Annotated in this window: 11 protein-coding genes; all 11 read right to left on the reverse strand. The window is 34.9% G+C overall.

What is annotated here, in order from left to right:
- Window positions 1-438 precede the first annotated feature (438 nt).
- The 11 genes from B6A32_RS13230 to B6A32_RS13280 all read right to left on the reverse strand — a co-directional run bounded on the left by B6A32_RS13230 (window position 439) and on the right by B6A32_RS13280 (window position 10,829).
- Window positions 439-870, reverse strand: a complete 432-nt coding sequence (locus tag B6A32_RS13230) for a hypothetical protein (RefSeq protein WP_085304845.1) — start codon at window positions 868-870, stop codon at window positions 439-441.
- Window positions 871-977: 107 nt separating this feature from the next.
- A complete protein-coding gene (locus B6A32_RS13235; RefSeq protein ID WP_085304847.1) occupies window positions 978-1,307 on the reverse strand; it encodes a hypothetical protein in 330 nt (109 codons plus the stop codon).
- Window positions 1,308-1,473: 166 nt separating this feature from the next.
- Window positions 1,474-2,103 (reverse strand): DUF6988 family protein, encoded by a 630-nt coding sequence (locus B6A32_RS13240; RefSeq protein ID WP_233131420.1) that lies wholly within the window; start codon window positions 2,101-2,103, stop codon window positions 1,474-1,476.
- Window positions 2,104-2,250: 147 nt separating this feature from the next.
- On the reverse strand, window positions 2,251-3,081 hold the full coding sequence (gene ptuB / locus B6A32_RS13245; RefSeq protein WP_085304852.1) for a retron Ec78 anti-phage system effector HNH endonuclease PtuB: 831 nt from the start codon (window positions 3,079-3,081) through the stop codon (window positions 2,251-2,253).
- On the reverse strand, window positions 3,068-4,681 hold the full coding sequence (ptuA, locus tag B6A32_RS13250; protein ID WP_085304854.1) for a retron Ec78 anti-phage system effector ATPase PtuA: 1,614 nt from the start codon (window positions 4,679-4,681) through the stop codon (window positions 3,068-3,070). Before ptuA ends, ptuB begins: the two co-directional genes overlap by 14 nt.
- Window positions 4,678-5,625, reverse strand: a complete 948-nt coding sequence (locus B6A32_RS13255) for a retron St85 family RNA-directed DNA polymerase (RefSeq protein ID WP_085304998.1) — start codon at window positions 5,623-5,625, stop codon at window positions 4,678-4,680. Before B6A32_RS13255 ends, ptuA begins: the two co-directional genes overlap by 4 nt.
- A 649-nt stretch (window positions 5,626-6,274) precedes the next feature.
- Window positions 6,275-8,086 carry a replication endonuclease gene (locus B6A32_RS13260; protein WP_085304856.1) on the reverse strand — a complete coding sequence of 604 codons (1,812 nt, stop codon included), beginning with the start codon at window positions 8,084-8,086 and terminating at the stop codon, window positions 6,275-6,277.
- Window positions 8,087-8,090: 4 nt separating this feature from the next.
- Window positions 8,091-8,384: a hypothetical protein gene (locus tag B6A32_RS13265; protein WP_085304858.1), complete on the reverse strand. Its 294-nt coding sequence runs from the start codon at window positions 8,382-8,384 to the stop codon at window positions 8,091-8,093.
- Window positions 8,385-8,459: 75 nt separating this feature from the next.
- Entirely contained in the window at window positions 8,460-8,663 is a 204-nt protein-coding gene (locus tag B6A32_RS13270; protein ID WP_085304860.1) for a helix-turn-helix transcriptional regulator, read from the reverse strand.
- Between the two features lie 140 nt (window positions 8,664-8,803).
- The gene (locus B6A32_RS13275; RefSeq protein ID WP_085304862.1) at window positions 8,804-9,619 is read right to left on the reverse strand and encodes a hypothetical protein; all 816 of its coding nucleotides are present in this window, start codon (window positions 9,617-9,619) and stop codon (window positions 8,804-8,806) included.
- Window positions 9,606-10,829, reverse strand: a complete 1,224-nt coding sequence (locus tag B6A32_RS13280; RefSeq protein ID WP_085304864.1) for a tyrosine-type recombinase/integrase — start codon at window positions 10,827-10,829, stop codon at window positions 9,606-9,608. Before B6A32_RS13280 ends, B6A32_RS13275 begins: the two co-directional genes overlap by 14 nt.
- Between the last annotated feature and the right edge of the window lie 458 nt (window positions 10,830-11,287).

Consider the following 11,287-nt stretch of genomic DNA (forward strand, 5'->3'; position numbering starts at 1 on the left):
TTTTCTTGTACAATATGAGGAGTCCATATAAGCCTTAATTGAACGTAGAGGATCTAATTGTGCATCAATGGCATTAGCCAATAAAAACGCACGAACCGCCTATGCGCTATTGAAAAATAATACAGATTACGCACCAGTACTAATAACCAATTAAAAATGATGATAAGCACATTAAAAATTTACACGTAAAATTGCTACAAAAAAGATCTTAAAAAAGGTTAGACCAACCTTCAACAGCCTGATTTTTGCTCTGAACATATAGAATGTCGTGAAGGAGAATAGGCATGAAGGTGCGAATACATCAAAGTGGCCGGGATAGCTTCCCATTATGAGCCCGAATATAAGCGCGCATCTAAAATTTTAAAAGTTTTTTCTTGTACAATATGAGGAGTCCATATAAGCAAAAACCAACTGTTATTTGTCCTTTTGAGTGCCTTGTTATAAGGCAATTACTTCACCCAACACTTTTTCTATATTTGTTTCCAAGTCACTATTAGATTTGTAGCCCTGTTCAATCAAGTCTACTTCATCACTTATCCAGATAAACTTATCAAAGGCTTCGCAACCCCATTCAAGTGACAAGTATAATTTATGCGAAATATCACCTAGCTTTTGAGTATTAAGTTCACCTTTTTTGTAAAGGGTGAGTAGCTCACGTGCAATGATTTTACAGTCATCTTCATTAATAGGCTCAAGTATTAAATCAAGTAAGGGTTCTCTTTCTAGGCTTTCACCAAGAGATATTTTAGTAACCCAATCAGGGAATACTTCATTATCAATAATGTAGTTATCGGCTAACTGTATTAATTGATCTTTAGACAGCAAGCCCACTTTATTTTGTATAATCCATTGTCGGAATTCAGACTTCAATATCGACTTGCCTTATAACGCCTTGCTAAGAGGCGAGTAATTGTTGGCTAAAATGTGGAGCGAAGCGGAACCGAGCCAACTGTTACGAGTCCTGCTTGAGCAACTTGTTAGAGTGAAAAGTTCGCCAAGCCTCCAAGGTACATGCTTGTAAAAAATAATAAGGCTAAATAAATACTTAACGAGATTAAAACAATTTTTTTAAAGTTTAAACTAGTTGCTTGAGTGAAACTTTTTTGTAATTTGGTAACAGTTAACCAAACACCGTAGCTTGCCAAGAAAAGTAACAACAACCAAAAAGCTTGAATACGAAAAATAACCGTTAATACAGTTATAAGTCCGATAATACCTATTTGTATGCGTTGTGATTTCCCTTGCTCGTCATTATTTAATTGGACAATAAAACCTTTGCGTCGTCCCCAAGTGATTAATGCAACCAAACTTACGTAATAGATTATTATGAAAAAACTCAAGTTGGATAACATTATTTGATATTCACTCTAACAGCTTATTAGATTTCAATTTAATAATTAACCAATAAATTCAAATGCTTACCTAAACAAGCACTATACATGTATGCACTATGTAGTCGAAAAAATATTTATTTTATAAATTTTTATTCGTTCTCATTTGAAAGCAATCAGAAAACGTTTGAAATGAGTTATACACATCCTTGGTTAAACTTTGTCTACCTGTAAGAATAGAACCTAAAATCGCAACCATGCCATTTACTCCATTTGATGCTTTTAATGCTTGCTCAAGTATTTCAATGGGGTAGCCTTTACTATGACGATTAACAGCATGTAGACCACCATGAACATACCCACTCAAAGGCTTCCAAGAATATTTTTTAAACTCAAGTATTGGATTAATCGCATTCTTTGGAGCTGTTTCTTCAAGGCGTTTAATCATTTCACTCAACATTGGTAAATTGTCTGCTCTTTTTTGATTTTTTTCATTTAATTCAGCAGTAAGTTTACTTACTGCACAGTCTGTAGCAACATAAAGAATCCACATTCCTCGAACTAGACATTCAAACTGCAGTCTTAATAAACCTATGGCAGATGTGAAATTTCGAGAGGCTAAAAGAATTTTAAAACTTTCGGCATGCTCTAAAGAAACACTGCACATTATTCTACTTACTTTCACTCTTTGTGAATTATCATAGAGAGGATAACTCAAAACATTAAGGACATAGTTTTCGAATTCCGAAGACCTTAAAAGTAATTTATCCATAAACTATCCCTGAAATTTAGAACGCCCTGATAATGGCCTTTTAATTTAAATTAAACCCAACAAAAACAATTAACTGATAACCTCTCTTTCAGGGGTGACAATAAAATATAGCGCATATGTAGCACGAGATAGTATTAAAGTTTAATACTAATTTTCATCTTTTAATAAAGCCACAGCTATTGGACTTTCACTTATTAGAATATCGCGAGTGGTTTGAAATAACTTGGGTTTTTCAACTCCCCACTTACACAAAAAAAATTTAAATTTTTCCATGTTTCCTGAATCTCTAGCCCGCTTTTTCGCTCGTTCAAAATCATATAAGATCTGGAGCCTAGCTTTATTTAGACGTTCACAATTTAAGTTAAATGAGTTAATCGTGTGCCTAACTAAACTAGCTGTGTCAGGGTGGTTATTTTTTATAAAACTTAATTTAGAACAGTATTCAACATTTTCGTTAAGCTCACCCGTTGCTTTATTAAAAGTGAATAATTGATGAAAACGGGGTAAATATACGGGGAAAAGGACATTACCATGCCAATCTTTATTAATGTTTTTCGATTTGGACTCTAAGAATTCTTTGTATGCATCGCAGCTTTTATTCTCCGACATACTAAAGTCTTCTAAATTCTTATTATAATTATCAGTACCCCCAATACATACACCAATAACATTATCCCAATCTAGACTCCAATTTATTCCATGGTCTCCTAATTTCCAACCTGATTTAGATTTAAAATGCTCAACTCTCCGATGATGCTCGAATATACCTGCTGGATTATTTACAGTTGAATCAGCTAAAGAAAGATCAACTTCGCAATAAGCACATAAGTCATATTGTTCGTCGAATAATTTTTTCTTTATTGCTGTTGAATCTAAACCTCCATTAAAATCCCTAAAATTTTTCCAAGTGTCATTAGGGTATTTTGATTCGTAATGAGTCAGCTTATTAGGTGGTCTTGATTTATCAACCTTCCTCATATTCTTTATCCCACACACGGTTATCTATATAAAGTTTAATTTTTATTAAAGCTTCATCATCTTCTCCAAAATGCGCAGTAAGAGTTTTACCTAATGATATACTACGTTCTTCCTTATATTTTTCTTGATAAACTAACTCTTTATATTCATTTAACATTTCGGTGTATTTATCATTAGGAGGTCTTTCATCAACAAAAAAAAGATTCTCTAGCACCCATGAAGATACAGCCCCTCTTGTTCCTTTAGGCGGTCGATATTTTTTCCCATTTCTTAAAAGCCAAATGTTGTCACTATCAATCGTGTGACAGACTTGTGGACTATGAGTGGTAATTATGAATTGTAAATTAGGAAATGTATGCTCGAGCCTCTGGATTATTTTTTGTTGCCAAGACGGATGTAGATGCAGATCAATTTCATCTATTAATACAATTCCCGAACCATTTAGTGATTCAGTACTATTAGGATTTAATAATGTTAGTCTTCTAGCAATATCCGCGACTAAGGATAATACACTTTTTTCACCCTGCGATAACTGGAGTACACTTAAAGTAACTTCATTCTTAACGATAGTAAGATCAAGTGGACTGCGCATGAGCTTGAGGTTACTAAAACCATCAAGAAACATGTAAATTGCATTCTTCACAACCTCTAGAGATTTATTATCAATATTAGAAGTAGCGTTTAGTTGTTTTTTTAAAGCATTAACTTCTGATTGATATTGCTTAATTAGTTCTTTCGTTTCTGGGTGTTTAGTTAACAATTTCTTAAGTAGAGGGCTATTTATTTCTTCTTCTTTAGATTTGATTTTCGACTTTAATACAATAAATTCTGAGTTTTCTGAGTTATCTTTCTCAACCATCTCTTTAAACCATCGAAAAAACAATTTAAAGTCAGCTTTTCCAGATAAACTTTTATTGTAAGCCTTTGCTTTATTCCAGATATGGTTATCTTTTATTTCTTCTGAGTCTTCTATATCTTTTGTTGTAACGTCATTGGCACGACCAACTGTATAAGAAGCAAATAGAGGTAATGATAAATCAGGCCTCTCTGAATTAGCTAATCGAAGTACTTTACTTAACTCGTTAATTTCTGAATACTTTCCCTTTAGTTGTGTTTCTTCAAGAACTCGGCTTGACGCTAACTCCATGGAAAATTCACAATCCTGTAGACTAAAAGTAGGAATTATCTTTGAAAATTTAGATTTTTCCGTAATTTCAAGTTCGTCGATCAACTCACCGTTCGGGGAGTTAGTAGCAAGTCTGGCGCTCAAGTGAGTAAGGGTCTTTTGAATTGCCTCTAATATTGTGGATTTACCACAACCGTTATTTCCTATTAATATAGTTGTATTATTCTTTTTTGAAAATTCAATTTCAATATTATTAAAGCCTTTAAAATTCTCTAATTTTAAAGAATCAATCTTGAATTTATTATTAATTAATTGTCCCGCACAAACCTGTTTATAATGTTGATATTTTTCTGGACTTTTTTCGACGCTTATTCCTTCGTTATATAGCATAGCCAACTGAAAGGATGCTGCGAAATCACCTTTTTGGGAGCGCCTACTTAATTTTATACTGCCTTTACTTTCGTTGCTGCTCATTTTAAGTCCTCACTATTAAATTTTCTGATTCTTATCATTATATCGCTACCATACTTTTTAGTTAATCTTACAATGAAGTTTGGTTCAATATAATAAGCAAAACCAAGCAACCCTTTAAGGTGATTAATTTCAGTTAAGTCATTTAATTGGTTAGTTTTGAATTTGTGAACTAATGCAGATATATATCGTTTTCTGATTCTACCGATAGACAACTTATTACTATTAGTTAGTGTTATACCCGTGACATGCCTATTATGTTTTTTCGAAGAAAACACCGTTTTTGAGCTATTAATATTTATCTCACCTTCAAATTCTATTTGTAAGGCTTCATTGACCATATCGACAAGATTAAAAAGTACTGATTTTATGTTTGTAGAAAATGTTAAATCATCGGCATATCTAGAATAGTTTATATCTAAAGCTTTACATATATCTTCGATTTTTCTATCAAACGAATACATAACGATATTTGAAATTAGAGGGGAGCTTGGTGCTCCAATACTTAAGACTAATGGAGCATTAATTTTTTTTGACCTATTCCAAAATAATATTTCTGATAATATTTTGGAATCGCTTTTAGATACACTCACTCCTTGTTCCGCTAGCACTTTAAATAACATTATAGGTGTGATGCTATTGAAAAAATTTTCGAAATCCAATTTCAATAAATATTGTGAGTTCAAATGAACAGCAGCGTTATCTTTTATACTACATTTTTTTATGTATGCCTTAGCTGCATGATGAACTTTTACATGAGGAAGCAATAAATCTACCACCTTTCGTTGAACGTCTTTTAATGAAGAGGTAGGTTGAGCAATAGTCCTAAAGCCAATAGTGCGTTTAGGTATTTTGAATACTTTATAGTGCGTAGAAGGTGTTTTTTTGACAAGCTCTTTGAGTTCAGGGAACTCTTTAATTAATGCTTGAACTATTTTAAATTCCATTAAAATCATTTCTTAATTAAATTTAGCGATGCAAGTTACCTTGCATCGCTTTTTTACTCTTTACTTAAAGACGCGGAATCAAATTATTGATCCGTTATCTGTGCGAAGTATGAGTACATATCACGGATCAATAATTTGATTTCGCAACTGTAAATGTACTCAATAAATTTGAGTTTGGCGCAACGCCAAACTAGATTAAACCATTAAATTCAATCAAAAATACACTAAAGAGCTCTTGAATTGTATATTCATCACAAGTAAAGATCAATGCTACTTATATTATAAATATCCTTATAATATTCATCTAAGAAGACATTTAATTATAACTACCGGACTAAATAATTAATTAGGAAACTCATTTACAGTAGGAGTATAGGCTTTAAGTTCAACTGTTATTTGAGTCCACTCAGTTGTATTGACTTTTATTAGTACAGTTATTTACAGAACTCCAAGTAAAAGCATCTTTACCATTCTGGCAGTCGACTAACTAAAGCCTTAACATTACTATTTGAGTGTTTTTCGGTGTGAGCTAAAGCCTATTTCTAGCTAAAGGCTCTTTTGAGGTGTGCTGAGTTGCTCATGTTTGTAGATTTACAACAAAATAAGCCTTTAGCCTATTCTGGACGATATTAGGCTTTACCTAAGGCTGTTATGCTTTTTCTATTTTCCAGTGGTAATGACGTGTTACAACCGCTTTACCTGCGAACCATAACCCTTTTACTTTGAGTATCAGTTCTCCATCATAATAACTTTGCAGGCATTCGCCTGTTTGCTCATTAATATTTAAATCGTAATGTAACTGAATAGGTCTGTCTTTGTGTTTTATGTGTAATCCGCCCATAGCGAGCGTGTAACCTTGCCAATCACTGTTATCGGCAGCATATCGCGCTTGCTCTAATACGCTATCGGCTTTATCCATGAACTTGATACGTAACCGCCTGAGTTCACGCCAAACAGAAACACTTGCACCACCAATTTGTTGAAATTGACGAATACACCAACAAGACGCCCATGCATCAATGCGCTGTGCGACCAATAGCGAGTCATTACCAAACTTATCTTCGCCAACTCCTTCACCATCAATATTTTTAACGATGTACTTTAGGATATAGCCCGTTGCTGAGCCTTTTGTTGGGTCGATTTTTTTAAAGTCACAACGATTCTCTGCCGCGCCTTTTTCATCACCATCAACTTCTAAGGCGTAACGGCGAATAACGCTCTCTAAGGCTTTAAGTTTTTCAGCGTCAATGAAAAGCAACATGTGCCAATGCGGTGTTCCGTCATGTTGAGGTTCAACGACACGAAAGCCATAAGGTGAAATACCTTGTCTTTGAAGCTCTGCTCTTGTTTTTTGCCATTGGCGATTTAAATACGCGTTGGCCGCATCAGGCATTAACCCTTGCCACTTTGGATTCGCAGCACCAGACTTAGCAAACGCGCGATGATATTTTGAAGGGCAAGTAACAGTAATAAATAAAGCCTCATGGCCTAACTCTTTAGCGAGGTTTTCAAAGCCTCTTGCTCGGCAAATAAGCTCGTCTTTTCGTACCTTGGGGTTTGACACATTTAAGTCAGATATTTCTTGTAATGAATAGCGTTGACCTTGTTCGTTAAGAATGAAACTTGAACTGAGTAATTCTTGATTTCGTAACCGTTGAGCAATACGATTTTTAGTCGTTATGTTACTGGCATAAACTTGTCTTTTACTGTTAACGAAATTTAAATGCAATGCGGCCTTTTCATTTGCTTGGGTAATGAGTTTGCGAAACTTGCGTAACCACCAACGATTATCAGCATAACGCTTTATACAACCTGAAAGCTGAATTGTTTTATTTAGCTCAATAGGTTTGATTGAAAAGGTTTCAACATAACGGGATAAAAATTCATATACGGTTTTTTGCTCTGCCATAGCGAATTCGCTAGCCTTTTCGCTGTTGGTATAGCGAACGGGAGCAAAACTTTCGTTAACGGTTTCGTTACCACTTACTTTTTCGTTACGAAATACGGGCGAAATATTTCGCTCAATTTCGCTACTGTTTGGCTTATGATTTTCGTTAACGGAAATATCAGGCGTCGACATTCCGTTAACGGAATTTACATGATGGACATAAAGAAAACTAACCTTTTGCGGGTCGATAACAATTTGTCGGCAATAGTTCGCACACTCTTTCGCTTTAGCGTTAATGTCATCATCAAAACAAAAGAACATACTGGCGAGCTTATTGGGTAATAATTGATAAAGTTGGGTTGAGGTATCCAAAATATGACGATTACGCTCATAGTCACTTGGTTTGTTAAATGCCTGCGTTAAAATCGTGCTTTTAATGATGTTAGAAAAAGGCGCTAGCTTTCTCGTAATAAATGCAGCATCCGCCCTATCAACTTGAGCTAAATAAGGTGCAATAACATTATCTTTATCGTTAATGGCTTTAACGAGTATTTTTTCTTTAAAAGTATTCATGTAACTAGCGCGCTATCGCTAGCATCAAGACATAAACTTGACCTGCTTCAGTCAAGAAGTAATGCTCATGCTTCACACCAAATGGATAAATAAATTCGCTCGTTACAAGGTTTTCGTTAACAAGTTTAACGAGTGTTCGCATATCAAACTTGTAAGGAACACCATCTTTACTAATGTAACTATGAAGGCCATTTACTTTACGGTATGAGCAACCAATTTCACGGCATATTTCAAAATGCGTTTCGCGATAAGATAGCCAAATTAACAGGCGAATTTGCTCATTAGTTAACTTAGGCATGTTTACCCCCTAAAGGGTTTTGGCCTAGGTATTGTTCTGGGTATAAACCAGTGAAAAAATGCTGAGAATATTGCATTACGCCATTCCACCTTCACTGGTTGAATAACATAAGTTATCTTCAATGTACTTTTCGATATCTTGTAGACGATAACGAATAGCTCGAGCGCCTACCTTGATGAATGGAATTCTTGCGCCTGCCCATCTGTCACGCTCAAGAAAGGCTTCACTAACACTTAAAATAGCAGCTGTTTCTTTGGTATTTAATAATTTGATTTGCATGTTTGTTACTCGTAGTTTTAAAAGACGAGTACAGTTTTGATCATGTTTTAATTGGTATGAATGTCGCTAGGGGGTAGCGGTATACCTATAGGGCGTAGGAGTATACTTATAGGGGGTATAAGTATACTTTTGGCGTATTATTAATTAATAGAAAGCTTAATTTGACCATTTTTAAATTTACCTATCCACTTTCCAAATTCCACCTGTTTTTCTTCTGAACTTGATAAAGCCAGTAAAGGGCTGCCTAATTCGATTAATTCAGCTTCAATTAATTTACTAGCGTGTCGATTCGAACGACTCGTGTATTTTGCCAAATATAGTCGAATGACCTCGTCTTTGAGGGGCTCTATTCGCTTACCTTTTGAAGTACCACCTTTGCTGCCTGTTATGACTGATTTTTGTTTTTTATCAAATAAACATTCTGCTCGCGCAATACTATCTAATGTTTCTGTAGCCATATCGAGGATAAATTTCTCTGAATATAACTTCATTGCTTGCGACATATCGTCATCACCATAGCTTTTATGCCTAGCGCCTGAAATCTCAGCCGACTGCATAAGTGTTAACGTGGCAAACATTTCACACCACAGAGCTTTTTTAACCGCTATTGTTGTTAAATCGAAATAATCAGAAAGTAAATATAAAGCACGACCTTGAGTAAATGTAATCGCCTTTCTCGTTGTGGAAGCAGATAGTTGCTGCATAGAAAGGATTGTTAATAAATTTTCACCAACTTGTAACATCGAATCAATACCGATAGACATTAACAAAATATCTTCATTAGTGCGTTTTGATAGAATATCACGGGCAATATGTGCGGCGTCATTACCTTCTTCTTCAAGCACGAAATCTAACGGTTGCAGTTTTTCACGAATGAACACATTTGGGTGATTATATCCCTCACTAGCGCTTGCTATAAGCGATTTAGCTTCAATTTCAATTTTATCTTGATACATAATCTTCCATTGTTATGTTGCAGTTATCTTTAAAAAAGTCTGTTATGCGTTGCATAGGCGCTCGTAAGCGGTCATGGTTTGCAATAATATAACCTTCAGTAACATCATTGCCACTTTTATGATTAACGAGTCGTTTAATGGCATAGGATGATATATCTAACGATTCAGCGACCGTAATAAACGTCCTCCTTAAATCATGAAAGGTAAATTTGACACCTGACTTTTCACATAGGTGTTTTAAGGCTTTTTCTGGGTAAGCAAAATACTGTGACTTTCGTGAAGAAAACACATAGTTATTGATTTTAAAACGTTGTCGATAATTGAGTATGGCAATCAGTACATCAGATAATGGCAATGTTAACGGCTCTTTGTTTTTGGTATCAGGTATATGTATGGTTCCTTCTTCCAAATCAACGTTATCCCATAAAAGCGTTGCCCCTTCATTTTTTCGTAAACCTGTTAGCAATAAAAATAAGATATAATCTGCACCTACATGGTGTGATTCTGCCTCTGCATTAAATTTCATTTCTTGAAGTGCTTTGTACCAAGATATTAATTGCGTTGGTTTAATGATGTTTTGGCGTCTAGGCTCTTTAGCCCATGCTTTCATTTGCCCAAGTCGCTCAACAGGGTTGTGAGGAAATAAACTTAACCCATTATTGTCTTCGTAATGCTCTTTAGCAAATTTGTATATGGCACTTAAAATACGCATAGCGGTATTGGCGTAGGAAGGACTATGGCTTTTTAATAGTTTGCCATGACGCACCGAAACCATGTCTTTTGTAATATCGACGAGGCGCTTATTCTTCCAATCCTTTAACTCACCGTTCAAATACATTTCATATTGAACGTAGGTTTTATCTTTTAAGTAAGACTTAACACGACGATAATCTTGCCATACTTGCCATAGCGTTGTTTGCTCAGCTTGTGCTTGCTGTCTTTTGGCAATGGGATCTATACCTGTAGCAATTTCACCTAAATACTTAAGTGCCTCTTTACGCGCCATTTCAACCGTTATTTCAGGATAGCGACCCAGTGTTATTCGTTTGAGTTTGCGGTTGATACGTTTCTCTAGAATAAACGCTTTACTACCGCCTGTAGTCACACGAACGGCAAAGCCTTTTAATTCAGAATCTCGGTAGAAAACTTGCCCTTTTTCAGGAAGAGTAAGTTTGTCTACAAAAGACTTGGTTATTTTGCATGTAGACATTGTGTAGTCATGCTATATAAAAATTAGGTGGGCTATTTAAAACAGCAAAGGGGCGCCTTGTCAATTAAAATAAGGGATGTAAGTAACATGAGTATTTATTCAAACTACGTAAAACAACTGGAAATAAAACAGCTTATTATGAGGAAAAATTCCTTGTTTAAACAAGGAAAAAATCCTTCTTTCATATTTTAAGATAATCAAAACATACCTGATTTATTCACTATCTACAATAAGTTACTAATAAAACATCTCGTTATGCTAAAGACATAAACGAGAATATTTCCTTTTTATTGGATGAAAGCAGGAAATCGCACTAATCTGTACAAATACACAGTTAAATTTGTGACGTAACAAAATAAATAAGGATAAATATAAACTGCGGAGTCAGGCTCATTGAAATATCAGCAATGTGCTCAAACCGAAATATTAGTCGAGTTATACTACGTCTGTTTTAGGTT

Source organism: Colwellia polaris (assembly GCF_002104515.1).
GTDB classification, from domain to species: Bacteria; Pseudomonadota; Gammaproteobacteria; order Enterobacterales; family Alteromonadaceae; genus Cognaticolwellia; species Cognaticolwellia polaris.